Origin of the sequence: Rathayibacter sp. VKM Ac-2926 (assembly GCF_022815565.1) — a bacterium.
In the GTDB taxonomy this organism is placed as follows: Bacteria; Actinomycetota; Actinomycetes; order Actinomycetales; family Microbacteriaceae; genus Rathayibacter; species Rathayibacter festucae.
In genome coordinates this window covers 297,807-313,627 of sequence record NZ_JALGRS010000005.1, presented here as the reverse complement: position 1 = coordinate 313,627, position 15,821 = coordinate 297,807, and the positions used below count along the sequence as shown (strand labels likewise).

The window sequence follows — 15,821 nt, the reverse complement described above, 5'->3', positions numbered from 1 at the left end:
CCCTCGCGCCATGCCCCGCGAACGCACGCTGAGCGAGGTCGCCCGCCTCGGTTTCGCCGCACTCGGCGAGACCGGGGCGCGGCTCGCCGAGGCGGAGGAGCTCGCGGGCCGCTCGCTTGAGTCGGTGGTGCCGGCCTTCGCGACGGTGGCCGATCCCGACGCGGCGCTCGGCGCGCTGCTCGATCTGCTGCGCAGTCACCGCGGCCGGATGGATGCGGTGCTCGCGGACGACGCCGCGATCACGCGGCTGCTGCTCGTCCTGGGGGCGTCCTCCGGTCTCGCGGACTTCCTGCAGCGCCGGCCCGACGAGCTCGCCGGCTTCCTCGACCCCGTCCGGGTCCTTCCTGGTCGCGGCGAGCTCAAGCAGGAGCTGCTCGACTCGGTCGGCGCCGTCGACGGTGTCGCGGCGCTGCACGAGGAGGACGGCTGGACGGCCCTGCGGGTCCGCTACCGCCGACTGCTCACCCGCGTCGTCGTGCACGATCTCGGCCAGGCGGATCCCGTCGCGGCGATCGATCGCGTCGCCCGGACCCTCGCCGACCTCGCGGGGGCGGCACTGGAGGCGTCGCTCGCCGTGGCGCGCGCCGACCTGATCGCGGGCTCCGGACCCGGTCGCTTCTCTCGCGAGGAGGTCGTGGCGACCCGCTTCGCCGTCATCGGGATGGGCAAGGCCGGCGCCTCCGAGCTCAACTACGTCAGCGACGTCGACGTCATCTTCGTGGCCGAGGGCGACCCCGAGCGCGGCCTCTCGAACGCCCGCGCGATCGACATCGCGACTCGGCTCGCCGTCCTGCTGATGCGCGGCACCTCCGCGCTCGCGCTCGAGCCGGAGCTCTGGGAGGTCGACCCCAACCTGCGGCCGGAGGGGAAGCAGGGCGCGCTCGTGCGGACCCTGGAATCGCACATCACCTACTACGACCGCTGGGCCAAGAGCTGGGAGTTCCAGGCCCTGCTGAAGGCCCGCCCGCTCGCGGGCGACCTCGAGCTCGGCCGCGCCTACGTCGACGCCGTCGCGCCAAAGGTCTGGTCGAGCGCGTCGCGGGAGAACTTCGTCGAGTCGGTGCAGCGGATGCGCGAGCGCGTCACCGAGAACATCCCGCAGAACGACGTCCACTACCAGATCAAGCTCGGACCGGGCGGGCTGCGCGACATCGAGTTCACGGTCCAGCTGCTCCAGCTCGTGCACGGCCAGACCGACGACGAGATCCACATGCCGGGCACCCTGCTGGCCCTCGGTGCTCTCGCCGACCGCGGCTACATCGGCCGCGCGGCGGCGGAGGAGTTCGCGCAGGACTACCGCGCACTGCGCCTGCTCGAGCACCGGCTCCAGCTGCGCAGGCTCCGGCGCACCCACCTGATGCCGCGGGACGAGCACGAGCTGCGCACCCTGGCCCGGGCGAGCGGCCTCGCCCGCAGCGCCGAGGAGCTCCTCGTCGTCTGGAACTCCATCAAGCACCGGGTGCGCGGGCTGCACGAGCGGCTGTTCTACCGCCCGCTGCTCTCCGCGGTGGCGGCGCTGCCCGACGGCGGGATCGAGCTGTCGACCGGTCAGGCGGAGGCGCGACTGGCGGCGATCGGCTTCGCGGACGCCCGTGGCGCCCTCGGCCACATCGCCGCGATGACGTCGGGCGTCTCGCGCCGCGCGAGCATCCAGCGCCACCTCGTCCCCGTCATGCTGCAGTGGTTCGCCGACGGAGCCGACCCCGACTACGGACTCCTCGCCTTCCGGCGCCTCAGCGACACCCTCGGTGGCACGCCCTGGTTCCTCCGGATGCTGCGCGACTCCTCCGGGGCCGCGAAGCGCCTGACGACGGTCCTCTCCGGCTCGCGCTTCGTCGGCGAGCTGCTCGACCGCATCCCGGAGTCGGCGGCGTGGCTCGAGGACGACGAGGCCCTGCGTCCCCGCAGTGCCGACCGGCTGGCGGAGGAGGTGCGCGCGGTTCTCGCGCGCCACGACACTCCCGAGGCCGTCGCCACGGCGCTGCGGGGCATGCGCCGCCGAGAGGTGCTCCGCACCGCGATGGGCGGCGTCCTCGGCCTCAGCACCATCGAGGAGATCGCGACCAGCCTCTCCGACATCATCTCCGCGCTCCTGGGCGGCGTGCTCGCTGCCGTCCGCCGCTCGAGCACCGGTCGCCGCGGATCTGCCGCGGAGTTCGCCGTGATCGGCATGGGGCGCTACGGGGGAGCGGAGCTGGGCTTCGGCTCCGACGCGGATGTGATGTACGTGCAGCGACCGGGCGAGGTGGATCCGCACGAGGCGCAGCTCTACGCGCAGTTCCTGGTCGCCGAGCTCGTGCGCCTGACGGAGGACTCGCGCCTGCCGCTCGACCTCGACGCCGATCTGCGGCCCGAGGGCAAGAACGGTCCGCTGGTGCGCTCCCTCGACTCCTACCGCGCCTACTACGCCCGGTGGTCGCTGACGTGGGAGGCGCAGGCACTGCTGCGGGCTCGCGGGGTGGCCGGTGACGCGGCGCTGATCGCCGACTTCGAGGAGCTGGCCGACGGCGTCCGCTACCCGGCCGCGATCTCGGACCGCGACATCCGCGAGGTGAAGCGGATCAAGGCCCGCGTCGAGAGCGAGCGGCTGCCGCAGGGCGCCGACCCGAAGCGCCACCTCAAGCTCGGCCGCGGCTCACTCAGCGACGTCGAGTGGCTGGTGCAGCTGCTGCAGCTGCAGCACGCGCGCACGATCCCCGCGCTGCGGACGACCTCGACGCTGACCGCGCTGAGCGTGGCGCAGGAGGCGGAGCTGATCTCGCCGCCCGACGCGGAGCGGCTGCGCGCGGCCTGGCTCCTCGCCTCGCGGGTGCGCTCGGCGATGACCCTGTTCACCGACCGCACCGCCGACGTGCTGCCGGCCGACCGCCGCCAGCTGGACGGCGTGGCACGGCTCCTGGAGTACCCCGCCGATTCGGCGACGCAGCTCGAGGACGACTACCTCGGCGTCACCCGCCGGGCCCGCGCCGTCTTCGAGCGCCGCTTCTACGGCCCGGTCGAGGTCGACGCACCCACCTACCGCTGACGCCCGCGGGTCCGTCCGGGAACGCGGAAGGGCCGCTCCTCCGGAGAGGAACGGCCCTTCGAGCAGGGCGCGAGCCCTGCGGTGCGTCGGATCAGACGCCGTAGTACAGCTCGAACTCGAAGGGGTGCGGGCGCTGCGCGAGGGGCTTGATCTCCTTCTCGCGCTTGTAGTCGATCCAGGTCTCGATGAGCTCCTGGGTGAACACGCCGCCCTGGAGCAGGAAGTCGTGGTCTACTTCTGCAGGCCGCGTGCGTTGCGCTAACGAATCGGCTCGAGCCGCATCGGCCTGAGAATTCATCAGCACCGATGCGGTGGGGCCTGGCCGCCTGACACGAAATGGCTCACGCAAGATCATTCTTCATGTAGCTCGTGCGCTCTGCGTTCCGGATCGGTCTGTTGCAAACGCCTTCTGAAGGAAGTCCGCCGAGTCAAAATGCTTGTAGCCCAAGGGAAGAGGCTCTGAAAAATCCTCGACTACTGTCCCCGCGTGCCAGACGCTCCCAAAGAACCATTTTCGAACCCCAACCTTCCGCAGTCGAGAGCGCTTCGTCGAACGCGAGACTTTATCGGTTTCGGCCATCATGTACCTTTCTTTGTACCGGACTTCTTTGTCAGGTGATGTTCCGCGCGAACACGGCCGAGCCAGCTTCCACCGGCCATCACTAGATTGAGCACCGCGGCGGCCAGGAGCATGAGCCAGGCCTGGTCCGGGTCGAACGTGCCAATTTTAGCGCCACTTCGCTGACCGATTGCTAGTACCACTCCGAGAACAGCGATGACGGCCGTGAAGATCGGCACAATCCTGGAAGGCATCTGGGGACGTCGGTGGTCCTTGCCTGCATCAAACCCGGCGAGAGCGGCAGCGGCGATCGGAACGGCGCACAGGAGGCCGATGAGCGGAAGATCGTTGATCGGGACCCCAACCGGCGTGATTTGGTGACGTGCAGCGATCGCCGCGACGAGGCCGACTGTCGCCGCTGCGGCAAACATGGGGGACGCGAGCGAGCCCGGCGAACGTTCCTCGAAGTCCGCGCTCATGAAAATCCTTGGGGCGGGTAACGCGCGAACGTATCCGGGCCACGAGGGACCAAGGGGTATCAAGTCCGCAATAGCTGCGTCCCTGAAGTACACGTGCATGCGCCGTTGCCCCTCCGGCTTACTCACGTCGCCTGGAAGGCCGTCCACGATGTGGTGCTGACCCCAAATCCCGGAGGATGAGTAGTAGGTACCCTCCGGGCCCTGCATCTCGAGATGGTAGCTACGCGTCAGGCGGAGATTACCAATTTCGAAGTAAAGCCGAGACGGCCGAACTCCCGCTGCCAGACGGATGTGCTCCCATATTCGAGTAACTCCATCAAGAAGCTCGGCGCCTCGTCCAGAGGGTACCCCATGCACATCTGTCGTGACAGGTTGAGCAACTCTGCGCTCTAGGCGGACACGAAGCACGTCTGGCCATGCTCGCTCGCTTAATTGCTTGCGCGAGAAAGAAATGCAGAGCGGCAGCACTCCGTTCAGTCTGTCAAAAAGGTTCTGAAGTTGCGTGAGGGCGGTCTCGTCAATTGGTTCTTCCGTGTCAATCTCTTCCGAAACAGATTTTATTAAACTGAAAACTTCTGTTACCTGATGTTCAGGCGATGGCGATGCGGAAGTAAGTACCGCGATCACCAGCGACTCAATCCTGGAGCAGTATTGATCAAGAAATTCAGGTGCAACCATGCGAGCAATTCTTCGCATCACGGCGATTTCAAATACAATAACGTTAGAATGAGAAACCGTCGAGATGCGTTTATCGTCGATGCCATAGGCTTTCAGACCACTCGCATGATGCCCTTTTTTAGGAAATTGTAATGGCACTAAGAAGGAAGTCTCTACGACTGCCGCCTGTTCAGTAGCAACTTGCACTCTTAGACTGAATGTAGTGTCCACCATAATCGAGGTATGAGCTGGAGATACTCGCTCCGAAATGCGCTCAACGACCCCTGCGGGCTCGACGACACAGTTTAGGAATAAGGTGAGTTGTTCAGGTTTCAGTACATCGTCGCCATTGCGGGGAACAAGTCGCTCAAGCTCGTCGCGGTCAAAGGTGAAGTCCTGCAACGAAGCAATAGAAGATTTTTTTACAAAAGTTCGTTGTTTAAATCGAACCATCGAGTAAGCAACACCTGAGATGATGAAGCAAACCGCAACCACGAAGACAAAGATTGGATCACTTTGAGGCTTCGAAGTCGGGAACATGAGAACACTGACATTGCCAGCAGCAAGAAAAAAACTGAAACCGAAGGCAGCACATAGCGCAGCCCACAAAAAACGCCATTTTGTCATGTATCTCCTCGTTCCAAACTAACTCGCGCAAGGTTAGCGGTCTTGGCGCTGGGCAATGACCGTTGTAGACATGCAGTCTCTTCAGGTACTTGAGGCAGTGGCGAAAGTAGGCGTTGCGCCGAGTCGTACCAAACGCTCTGAAGGCGATTCAGGTGATTTTGGAGGTGCAAGGCGGTTTACTGAATGATAGCCCCCACGCCCCATCGGAGGCTTGGGTCAGAAAGTAAAGCCTTCCATTCAGCACAACATGGGTCATAAGTTGGCCTCGTAGCCGGACAGGGTATTGCTCAGTCTGAGCGAGACGGGCGGTTGGCCGGGCTACAGGTGCTGACAGCTGTTATACAATTGAGGAACGCAATCATGTGCTGGCGCGCCTCACGAGCCGTCTGCGTTTGGGGGCTCGTCGAAATGCGAAGATCGCTGTCCTCTAGGGCAGGGTTCGGGTTCGCGAGCGGATCCAATGAGGCTGATTTGCAGTGCGGGAGACTCTAACAATTAGCAGTTGAATGCTGGAGCCGGAACGCTTATTCACGCACCCAAACGCGAAGAAGCAGGTGGAAAAATTCGGCTGAGGGCAGTTGAGGGGACCTCTAAATTATTAAAGCAGCGTTGGCTGGACACTGCGACCGCTTGGGATGAACGCGGTGATCGAATATTCAGACCAGTCGCCCGAAGTTGGGTAGTGGTGCTGGAAGTGGATACGCCGGTACCCAATGCGCTTATCAACGCGAGGGGCGCGATCCCACGTCACGCGCGTCCGGGGCAACGTGAGACTCCTGGCCGCATAAATGCATTGACTGTTCGAACCGAGGGATGTCAACGATGGAGCGCAAGTAACGATGGATTGCGCACTCGACCGACTGAAGGATGAGCGCGCTACTGACGTGCCTGTACTCCGGCACTTCGTGACGTGTCCGCGATGAGTCCCTTTTCTTTAGAAGCACGTCGAAGGGCGAAAGAACATCGATCCGCTTGCGGCGCAGCTATCACGCCGACTCCGGTGCGCAAACACGACACGCCTAAGGGGAGTGGGCCAGTCACTCTTCGTCGGGTAGACGGCGGCCTCCATGAGGCGGCGATTGCCGCCTCGCGCACCGGTCAAGTGGACCTCCTTCGAAATAGCGAGACGCCCTCGGTCCGGTGGCCAAATTTTACGAACGCCGGCAGTGATTCCGACTGGCTTGCTGACTGATGGAACCGCAACATGAATAGGTCAGGAGTTAATTTGCAGATTCCGACCGTTTGGCCGTGAGCCTCCGCCGAGCGCAATGGATAGTAGTTGCGGATCGCGTCGCAGTGTACCGAGTGTTAGCCCGATCCCCCTCGCATCCAGCACCCCCGTCACAGATTCGCGTCTCTGGTGATCGCTTGCGGCCTCTACCCTGCGCCGTCCGTGCTTACGGTCGGTGCGGCGCGGTCGACTTCGTCGCAGCATCGGCAAGGAGACGTTGAACGCCCCCCGAGCGCAGTGCTCGGGGGGCGCTTTCCGTGTTCATTCGGTCCGTCTGCGGACTATACCCGCTTCTGGCCCGTCTTCTAGCTAGACGCCGTAGTACAGCTCGAACTCGAAGGGGTGCGGGCGCTGCGCGAGGGGCTTGATCTCCTTCTCGCGCTTGTAGTCGATCCAGGTCTCGATGAGCTCCTGGGTGAACACGCCGCCCTGGAGCAGGAAGTCGTGGTCGGCCTCGAGGGCGGCCAGGGCCTCCTCGAGCGAGGCGGGGACCTGCGGGATGAGCTTGGCCTCCTCCGGGGGCAGCTCGTACAGGTCCTTGTCGACCGGCTCGTGCGGCTCGATGCGGTTCTTGATGCCGTCGAGGCCCGCCATCAGCTGCGCGGCGAACGCGAGGTACGGGTTGCCCGAGGCGTCGGGCGCGCGGAACTCGATGCGCTTGGCCTTCGGGTTCGTGCCGGTGATCGGGATGCGGATCGACGCGGAGCGGTTGCCGGCCGAGTAGACCAGGTTGACCGGCGCCTCGAAGCCCGGGATCAGGCGGTGGTACGAGTTGACCGTCGGGTTCGTGAACGCGAGGACCGCGGGGGCGTGCTTGAGCAGGCCGCCGATGTACCAGCGCGCGACGTCCGAGAGTCCGCCGTAGCCGTTCTCGTCGTAGAACAGGGGCTTGCCGTCGTTCCAGAGCGACTGGTGGGTGTGCATGCCCGAGCCGTTGTCGCCGAAGAGGGGCTTCGGCATGAACGTGGCGGTCTTGCCCCACTGCTCGGCCGTGTTCTTGACGATGTACTTGAACTTCAGGATGTCGTCCGCGGAGTGGACCATCGTGTCGAAGCGGTAGTTGATTTCCGCCTGGCCGCCGGTGCCCACCTCGTGGTGCGAGCGCTCGAGGATGAGGCCGGCGTCGATCAGCTTGAGGCAGATGTCGTCGCGGAGGTCGGCCTGCTTGTCGACCGGGCTGACCGGGAAGTAGCCGCCCTTGTAGGGGGTCTTGTTGCCGAGGTTGCCGCCCTCTTCGACGCGGCCCGAGTTCCAGGCGCCCTCGACGGAGTCGACGGAGTGGAACGCGGAGTTCTGGGTGACCTCGTAGCGCACGTCGTCGAAGATGTAGAACTCGGCCTCGGGGGCGAAGAACGCGGTGTCGGCGATGCCGGTCGACGCGAGGTACTTCTCGGCCTTCTTGGCGACCTGGCGCGGGTCCTTCGAGTAGATCTCGCCGTTGCGCGGGTTGTAGATGTCGAAGACGATGATCAGCGTGCGCTCGACGCGGAACGGGTCCACGTAGGCGGTGGTCACGTCAGGGATCAGCTGCATGTCCGATTCGTGGATGTTCGCGAATCCGCGGATCGAGGACCCGTCGAAGAGCTGGCCGACGGAGAAGAACTCCTCGTCGACCGTCGAGGCGGGGATGTTGAAGTGCTGCTGGACACCGGGGAGATCGGTGAACCGGATGTCGAGGAACTTGACGTCCGTGTCCTTGATGAACTTGAGCACCTCGGAAGAATCTTTAAACATGCAAAGGTCTCCAATGGCGTAACGGGTGGCTGCAGACGCAGCCGTTCCACAGTAGTCACCGGCGGTTACCCCGCCGTGTCCCTCGTGTTTCGGGCGTGTTACACGGGGTCCCGCCGGGCGGGTCGCGGCCGGCCTCCGCTCCCGGCGGGCGCGCGGGCTGCGCGGGTAGCATCGGAGGATGCCAGCACCCGAGCGCAGGACCTTCGCCGACGTCGCCCCGAGCACGCGGCCGGGGGAGCGGCTCGGGCTCCCCGAGACCGGCCGGATGTCGATCGCCCGGCCCGGTCGCCGCTTCGCCGCCCTCGCCGTCGACTTCGCGATCGTCGCGCTGCTGTCCTTCGTCTTCTTCGGCTACGACCGCTGGGCGAGCATCATCCTCTTCGTGGTGCTGCAGGCGGTGTTCATCCCGACCATCGGCGGGAGCATCGGCCACCGGCTGCTGGGTCTGCGCGTCGTCCGCCTCGGCGGCGGCTGGGTCGGCGTCTGGCGTCCGCTGGTGCGGTCGGTGCTCCTCGCCGTGCTCGTCCCCGCCCTCGTCTGGGACTCGGACCAGCGCGGCTTCCACGACAAGGTCGCGGGCACGGTGCTCGTCCGCTACTGATCGGGCCGTCGCCCGGGAACGACGAACGGGCCGGCGGGAGTGATCCCGGCCGGCCCGTTCGTGTGCTCGTCCCGTGCGTCAGCGGGAGCGCTGCGGCCGCACCTTGAAGGGGTCGACGCCCTTGGGGATCGGCAGCGAGGTGTTCAGCGAGGCGAGGCGGTTCTTGACGGCCAGCACCTCCGCCTTGGTCAGCACCTTCTTCGTCTTCGCGAGGGCGCGGGGCACCTTGTGCAGCGGGACGGCGCCCTCGTCAGGGCCGACGTTCACGAAGGTGACGGGGACGTTGGGGAGGATGCGGGTCACCTTGCGGCGCTCGTCCTCGAGCATGCGCTTGGTGCGGCCGGTCGGGCCCTCCGCGATCAGCACGACACCGCCGCGGCCGACGGCGCGGTAGACCGCGTCCTGCGTCTTGCCGTTGACGGCGACCGGCATCTCGCCGCCGGTCCAGGTGCCGCGGAGTCCGCTGCGCAGGACGGCGCCCACGGCGCCCGGCTGCCCGGCGATCTGCCCGTAGGCGGCGCGCTCGGCGCGGCGGGAGAGGACCGCGAGTCCGGCGACGAGTCCGGCCATCACGCCGACGACGATCCAGAGCGCGATGACGAAGCCGTTGCCGTCGCCGAGGAGGACGCCGAGGAGGATCCCGATCAGGATCGGGACCAGCAGCGCCAGCAGGATGATCCAGACCGCGCTGCTGTCGTAGCGGCGGGTCATCTGGAACACCTGCCACATCTGCTTGAGACGTCCTGGTTCCTTGACCGCCTTCGTCGACGGTTCCGTGCTGCGTGCCATTCCTCCAGGATACCGAGCGGACCCGGTGGGGGAGACCGATCCGAGCGGATCCGCCGGACCTCCCCTCCTCCCCAGCGACGGCACACCGGATCCGTCCACCGATCGGGCCTCCGCCGCCCCGGCGAGCCGGCTCGCTCGACACCCTCGGAGCATGGCAGCGAGCGATGAGAGCGAACGGAGCGGCGGACAGCCGCTCGAGGGGGTCGCCGGTCACGCCGTGGTGGGCTCCGGAGCGCTCGGGCCGGTCGTCCACGACGGCGACGGCCGGTTCCTGAACGCTCTCCTGCTCTCGCAGGAGCGGGCGGAGGGCGCGCTGGGGTCGGGGATCGAGCGGCTCGCGCCGCACGAGCATCGGCAGCGCCTCGTCGACGTCGGGGTGCACGCCGATGGAGCCGTCCTCCTCACCACCCCGGCCGTCGTCTCGACCCTCGAGCAGGTGCTCGAGTCCGGTGCGGTGCTGCCGCCGGGGGTCGTCGTCACCCTCCTCGCGCCGGTCGTCGGCGCCCTGCGGGACGCGGCGGCGTCGGGAGTCCACCCGCTTCCCGGTGCCGAGGCGATCGGAGTGACGGAGGAGGGGCGTCCGGTGCTGCTGCTCACCGAGGCGCCGACGGGATCGACCGAGGCCGACGTCGTGGCCGCGGTGATCGGGCTCCTCGGACGCTGCCGTCGGAGTTGCCCCGCCTGGCGGGGGAGCCCGCGGGACGACGACGACCTCGCGGCGCTGGAGGCGCTCCTCTACCGCTCCGCGGCGCCGTTGCCCCTCCGCGCGGTTCACCGGACAGAGACGGCGGCCGACCGGGAGCGGTCGAGCGGGGTCGTCGAGAGCCCGCCTGCGCGACACCGCCGCACGCATCCGCTGGACGGCTGGCGCGATCGGGTGCGCGCGCTGGTGGTCGGCCGCCGCGGCCCCCTCGTGACCGCGGCCGTCGTCCTCGTCGGCGCGCTGGTGATGACGGGCCTCGGCCCAGACCGGAGCACGGGAGCGGAGACGGCCGCGTCGACGCGGACGCCGGCACCGAGTCCCGTCGCCCCGACGAGGCCGGTACCGGCGACCGCGCCAGCGACCGCGGGAGCGACACCGACACCGCCGGTGAGAGCCACGGCGACGCAGACACGGCCACCGGCACCGGCGCCGCCGAGGGCCGCGCCACCGACGGTCCGGCCGCCGAGCGCGGAGCTCGGGGCGGAGGAGGCGGCGACGGCCCTTCTCGCGGCGGCCCGGCACTGCGGTGGCTCGGAGAGCGCCTGCGCGGAGGCGCTGACCACCCCCGACTCGCCGATCCGCGCCGACGGGGGCTCCGCGTTCGCAGCGCTCCGGACGTTGGCCTCCGCCGTCATCGCGGTGCGCGTGGACGTGAACGGCGCCTCCGCCGTGGTCGCCGTCGGTCCGGATCCGGGAACGACGACGGCCTCCGTCCTGATGATCAGGACGGAGGCCGCCTGGCTTCTCCGCGACGTCTTCACCGACGGGGGCCGCTAGTGCGGCGCGTCAGCGTGGCGACGTCAGATGCCGAGGTCGTTCTCGAACGAGCCCTCCTCGAGGCGCTCCTTGATGGCCACCAGGAAGCGGGCCGCGTCGGCGCCGTCGACCGTGCGGTGGTCGTAGGAGAGGGCGAGGAACACGGTCGAGCGGATCGCGATCGCGTCGCTGCCGTCGACCTGCACGACGGCCGGCTTCTTCGTGACGATGCCGGTGCCGAGGATCGCGGTCTGCGGCAGGAACACGACGGGCGTGTCGAACAGCGCGCCGCGCGAGCCGGTGTTCGTCAGCGTGAAGGTGCCACCGGCCAGCTCGTCGGGCTTGAGCTTGTTGTTGCGGGTGCGCTCCGCGAGGTCGCCGATGGTGCTGGCGATCTGCGCGAGCGTGAGCTCCGACGCGTTCTTCAGGACCGGCGTGAGGAGGCCGCGCTCGGTGTCGACCGCGATGCTGATGTTCTCGTGGTCCGGGTAGACGATCGAGTCGCCGTCGAGCGTCGAGTTGATCACCGGGTAGGCCTTGAGGGCCTCGGCGGCCGCGAGGGCGAAGAACGGCAGGAAGGACAGCTTGGCACCGGTCTTCTCGTTGAAGGTCTTCTTGACCGAGTCGCGGAAGCGGGCGACGGCGGTGACGTCGACCTCGACGACCGAGGTGAGCTGGGCGGTCGACTGCATCGACTCGACGGCGCGCTGCGCGAGCACCTTGCGCAGGCGGGTCATCGGCTGCGTCGTGCCGCGCAGGGGCGAGGTCTCGAGCGGCGTGCGAGCGGCCTTCGCGGCGGCGGCGGCCGGAGCCGAGACCGGGGCGGGAGCCGATTTGGCGGCCTCGACGGCGTCGAGCACGTCCTGCTTGCGGATGCGCCCGCCGACACCGGTGCCGGTGAGGGTGGAGAGGTCGATGCCGTTCTCGCCGGCGAGCTTGCGCACCAGCGGGGTGACGTAGCCGGGGTTCGAGTCGGTGGGCTCGGGGGTCGCGGCCGGCGCGGGGGCGGCGGCGGCGGGGGCCGGAGCGGCGGCGGCGGGAGCCGGGACCGACGGAGCGGGGGCGGACGCCTCCGGAGCGGCGGGCTTCTCGGCGGCGGGGGCCGGCTCGGGCTCGGCGGGGGCCGGAGCCTCCTCCTCGGTCTCCGCATCGACGGACGGGGTGGCCTCGTCGGTCGGCTCGGTCTCGGCGGCCTCGGCCTCGGGAGACTCCTCGGCGGCCGGCTCCTCGGCGGGGGCTTCGGGCGCGGACGTGGCTCCGGAGCCGTCGCCGATGCGCACCAGCTCGGCGCCGACCTCGACGGTCTCGTCCTCCTGGACGAGGATCTCCTCGATGACACCGGCGACGGGCGAAGGGATCTCGGTGTCGACCTTGTCGGTCGAGACCTCGAGCAGCGGCTCGTCGACCTCGACGCGGTCGCCGACGTTCTTCAGCCAGCGGGTGACCGTTCCTTCCGTGACACTCTCTCCGAGTGCCGGGAGGCTGACGGATTCGCTCATGAGCCTGTCTCCTTAAGACGCTTGTGTACGTGGTTTCAGTTTAGTGAGGCGGGAACGGCCGGTCGCCGTCCCGCGATGGTCCTAGAGGGCGTGCAGCGGCTTCCCCGCCAGCGCGAGGTGCGCCTCGCCGAGCGCCTCGTTCTGGGTCGGGTGCGCGTGCACGAAGGGGGCGACGTCCTCGGGGTGCGCCTCCCAGTTCACGATGAGCTGGGCCTCGCCGATCAGCTCGCCGACGCGGGCGCCGATCATGTGCACGCCGACGACGGGCCCGTCGACGACGCGCACGACCTTGACGGAGCCGGCGGTGCCGATGATCGTGCTCTTCGCGTTGCCGCCGAGACCGTAGTCGTAGCTCGCGACACGCTCGGCGCCGTACTCGGCGACGGCCCGCGCCTCGGTCAGACCGACGGACGCCACCTCGGGGTCGCTGTAGGTGACCTTCGGGATGTTGAGGTCGGCCACCGTCTGCGGCTTCAGGCCGGCGAGCTCCTCGGCGACGAAGATCCCCTGCTGGAAGCTGCGGTGGGCGAGCTGCAGGCCGGGCACGATGTCGCCGACGGCGTAGACGCCGGGGACCGAGGTCTGCAGGCGCTCGTCGGTGATCACGTAGCCCCGGTCGAGCGTGACGCCGATCTCCTCGAGGCCGAGCCCGGCGGTGACCGGGCCGCGGCCGACCGCGACGAGGAGGAGGTCGCCCTCGACGCTCGCCCCGCTCTCGAGCGAGACCGAGACGCCGTCGTCGGTCTGGACGACGCCGGTGACGCGCGAGCCGAGGGTGAAGGAGATCCCGCGCTTGCGGAAGGCGCGCTCGAACTGCTTGCTGACGCTCTCGTCCTCGTTCGGCACGAGGTGGGGGAGCGCCTCGACGATCGACACCTCGGCACCGAAGGAGCGCCAGACGCTGGCGAACTCCACGCCGATGACACCGCCGCCGAGCACGACGACCCGCTCGGGGACGTGGTCGAGCTCGAGGGCCTGGTCGCTGGTGATCACTCGGCCGCCGATCTCGATGCCCGGGAGGGTGCGCGAGGCGGAGCCGGTCGCGACGACGATCGAGCCGCCGTGCAGCACGTGCTCGCCGACCGTGACGGTCGTCGGCCCGGTCAGCCGGCCCTCGCCGGAGACGACGGTGATGCCGCGGGCGGAGACGAGGCTCTGCAGGCCCTTGTACTTGCCGGCGACGACGCCCTCGCGGTAGCGCGTGACGCCGGGGACGTCGATGCCCTGGAAGCCGGCGAGGACGCCGTACTTCTGCGCGTCCCGGGCGCCGTCGGCGAGCTCGGCGGCGTGCAGGAGGGCTTTGGTCGGGACGCAGCCGCGGTGCAGGCAGGTGCCGCCGAGCTTGTCGCGCTCGACGATCGCCACGCTCATCCCGAGCTGGGTCGCGCGCAGAGCCGCCGCGTACCCGCCGCTGCCACCTCCGAGCACGACCAGGTCGTAGCGCTCTTCCGACACCCAGTGACTCCCTTGCGACGTGCGGTTCCCCTCGCCTCCGCGGATCTCCGCGCCTGTGCGCGGGCCGGTCGGAGGGGGGACGAGGCGGGAGATCCCGCCCCGTCGACCCTACTACGCGCTCGCCAGGCCCTCGGCCAGGGCGAGGAGGGCGCGGACCGAGACCCCGGTGGGGCCGGTGCCGGTGAAGCCGTACCCGCCGCCGCCGTTGTTCGCCGGGCCGGCGATGTCGAGGTGCACCCAGGGGATGCGCGCCGCGTCCGGGCCCTCGCCACGGGTGCCGACGAACTCCTGGAGGAAGTGCGCGGCGATCAGCATGCCGCCGGCGGTGTTGCCCGGCTTGATGTTGGCGATGTCGGCGATCTCGGAGTTGAGCAGCGGGCGGAGCTCCGCGGGGAGCGGCATGTGCCAGAAGAGCTCGCCCGTGCTGCGCGCCGACTCCAGCACGGAGGCGATCAGCTCGTCGTCGCCGAACACGCCGGTGTAGCGGTTGCCGAGCGCGACGACGGCGGCGCCGGTCAGCGTCGCGACGTCGACGATCGCGTCGGGCTGCTCCTCGCTCGCGGCGACGAGGCCGTCGGCGAGCACGAGGCGGCCCTCGGCGTCCGTGTTGAGGACCTCGACGGTCTTCCCGCCGCGGATCGTGAGCACGTCGTTCGGGCGGATGGCCGTGCCGGAGGGCATGTTCTCGGCGATGCAGAGCCAAGCGGTGACCCGCACCGGCAGGCGGAGCTCGGCGACCGCGCGCACGACCGCGTAGACCGTCGCCGCGCCGGTCATGTCGTCCTTCATGCCGATCATCGAGGCCGGCGGCTTGAGGGAGAGTCCGCCGCTGTCGAAGGTGATGCCCTTGCCGACCAGCGCGAGGTGCTTCGGCGCCGCCGACTCCGGCGTCTTCTCGGGCGTGTAGGCGATCTTGACGAGGCGCGGCGGGCGGGACGAGCCGCTGCCGACACCGAGGATGCCGCCGAAGCCGTCGCGCTCGAGCGCCGACTCGTCCCAGACCGTGACCTCGAGGGGGAGCCCTTCGACGCCCTCCTGCACGGCCTCGGCCAGGGTCTGCGGGTAGAGGTGCGACGGCGGGGCGTTGACCAGGTCCTTCACGGCGGACACGGCGCGACCGACGACCTGCGCGCGCTCGAGGACGGCCGCGTCGGCGGACTCGTCGGAGGTCACGAGGAGCACGCGCTCGACGGGAGCCTTCGCGGCGTCGAGGGTGCTGTGCCGGAAGGCGGTGTAGCTGTAGGAGCCGAGCGCGGCTCCCTCGGCGACGGCCGCGAGCGCGTCCTCGTCTCCGGTGGGCAGGGCGAGGGCGACCGAGGCGGTGCCGGCGAGGCTGCGGACCGCGAGTCCGGCGGCGGTGCGCAGCACGGTGGCGCTCGGCTCCGCGGAGCCCAGGCCGACGAGGACGACCACGCCGGCGCGGACGGAGGAGGGGACCCGCGTCAGCGACTCCGCGGAGCCGGTCACCCCGAGCGCGGGGAGCGCGGCGACGAGGTCGTCGAAGCCGTCGACGCCGACGAGACGGGGGCCGTCCGGTCCGGGCGCGACGCCGAGGACGAGAGCGCCGGTGTCGAGATCGGAGGCGGGAACGGTCGTGTACTCGAGAGAGGAGAGGGGCATGAGCGCAATGCTAGGCGCGGCCGGGACGGCGCTCGGCCGCCCCGTCGCGGCTGTTCGCTCAGGGCTCAGCGCCGCCGGGGAGCCGC

The 15,821-nt window shown here is 68.8% G+C and carries 9 protein-coding genes; 3 read left to right on the top strand and 6 right to left on the bottom strand.

The features are described 5' to 3' along the window. Positions 1-10: 10 nt before the first annotated feature. Positions 11-3,025, top strand: coding sequence for a bifunctional [glutamine synthetase] adenylyltransferase/[glutamine synthetase]-adenylyl-L-tyrosine phosphorylase (locus tag MT351_RS09360; RefSeq protein ID WP_243582025.1), 3,015 nt, complete (start codon positions 11-13; stop codon positions 3,023-3,025). Between the two features lie 579 nt (positions 3,026-3,604). Here the strand turns inward: MT351_RS09360 and MT351_RS09350 are convergent. Together MT351_RS09350 and glnA are read right to left on the bottom strand one after the other, a co-directional pair. Beyond that, positions 3,605-5,347: a hypothetical protein gene (locus MT351_RS09350; RefSeq protein WP_132437046.1), complete on the bottom strand. Its 1,743-nt coding sequence runs from the start codon at positions 5,345-5,347 to the stop codon at positions 3,605-3,607. A 1,540-nt stretch (positions 5,348-6,887) separates the two neighbouring features. Then, entirely contained in the window at positions 6,888-8,312 is a 1,425-nt protein-coding gene (glnA, locus tag MT351_RS09345) for a type I glutamate--ammonia ligase (protein WP_123445839.1), read from the bottom strand. Between the two features lie 178 nt (positions 8,313-8,490). On the opposite strand from glnA, the gene MT351_RS09340 reads away from it, so the two are divergent. Beyond that, a complete protein-coding gene (locus MT351_RS09340; protein ID WP_132437047.1) occupies positions 8,491-8,913 on the top strand; it encodes an RDD family protein in 423 nt (140 codons plus the stop codon). A gap of 78 nt (positions 8,914-8,991) precedes the next feature. Here the strand turns inward: MT351_RS09340 and MT351_RS09335 are convergent, their stop codons facing one another. Beyond that, the gene (locus MT351_RS09335; protein ID WP_123445841.1) at positions 8,992-9,702 is read right to left on the bottom strand and encodes a DUF4191 domain-containing protein; all 711 of its coding nucleotides are present in this window, start codon (positions 9,700-9,702) and stop codon (positions 8,992-8,994) included. 151 nt (positions 9,703-9,853) lie between these two features. Between MT351_RS09335 and MT351_RS09330 the strand changes: the two genes are divergently transcribed. Next, positions 9,854-11,182, top strand: coding sequence for a hypothetical protein (locus MT351_RS09330; RefSeq protein WP_243582024.1), 1,329 nt, complete (start codon positions 9,854-9,856; stop codon positions 11,180-11,182). A 23-nt stretch (positions 11,183-11,205) separates the two neighbouring features. Here the strand turns inward: MT351_RS09330 and sucB are convergent, their stop codons facing one another. The 3 genes from sucB to MT351_RS09315 form a co-directional block, all read right to left on the bottom strand. Continuing rightward, complete coding sequence (gene sucB, locus MT351_RS09325) at positions 11,206-12,660, bottom strand: 2-oxoglutarate dehydrogenase, E2 component, dihydrolipoamide succinyltransferase (protein ID WP_123736932.1); 1,455 nt, start codon at positions 12,658-12,660, stop codon at positions 11,206-11,208. An 81-nt stretch (positions 12,661-12,741) separates the two neighbouring features. Beyond that, positions 12,742-14,115 carry a dihydrolipoyl dehydrogenase gene (gene lpdA, locus MT351_RS09320; RefSeq protein ID WP_243582023.1) on the bottom strand — a complete coding sequence of 458 codons (1,374 nt, stop codon included), beginning with the start codon at positions 14,113-14,115 and terminating at the stop codon, positions 12,742-12,744. A 111-nt stretch (positions 14,116-14,226) separates the two neighbouring features. Then, positions 14,227-15,735: a leucyl aminopeptidase gene (locus MT351_RS09315; protein WP_132437050.1), complete on the bottom strand. Its 1,509-nt coding sequence runs from the start codon at positions 15,733-15,735 to the stop codon at positions 14,227-14,229. Positions 15,736-15,821 lie beyond the last annotated feature (86 nt).

Coding starts and splice junctions, on each gene's coding strand:
- MT351_RS09360 (WP_243582025.1), top strand. CDS start 11: ATGCCCCGCGAACGCACGCTGAGCGAGGTCGCCCGCCTCGGTTTCGCC.
- MT351_RS09350 (WP_132437046.1), bottom strand. CDS start 5,347: ATGACAAAATGGCGTTTTTTGTGGGCTGCGCTATGTGCTGCCTTCGGT.
- glnA (WP_123445839.1), bottom strand. CDS start 8,312: ATGTTTAAAGATTCTTCCGAGGTGCTCAAGTTCATCAAGGACACGGAC.
- MT351_RS09340 (WP_132437047.1), top strand. CDS start 8,491: ATGCCAGCACCCGAGCGCAGGACCTTCGCCGACGTCGCCCCGAGCACG.
- MT351_RS09335 (WP_123445841.1), bottom strand. CDS start 9,702: ATGGCACGCAGCACGGAACCGTCGACGAAGGCGGTCAAGGAACCAGGA.
- MT351_RS09330 (WP_243582024.1), top strand. CDS start 9,854: ATGGCAGCGAGCGATGAGAGCGAACGGAGCGGCGGACAGCCGCTCGAG.
- sucB (WP_123736932.1), bottom strand. CDS start 12,660: ATGAGCGAATCCGTCAGCCTCCCGGCACTCGGAGAGAGTGTCACGGAA.
- MT351_RS09315 (WP_132437050.1), bottom strand. CDS start 15,735: ATGCCCCTCTCCTCTCTCGAGTACACGACCGTTCCCGCCTCCGATCTC.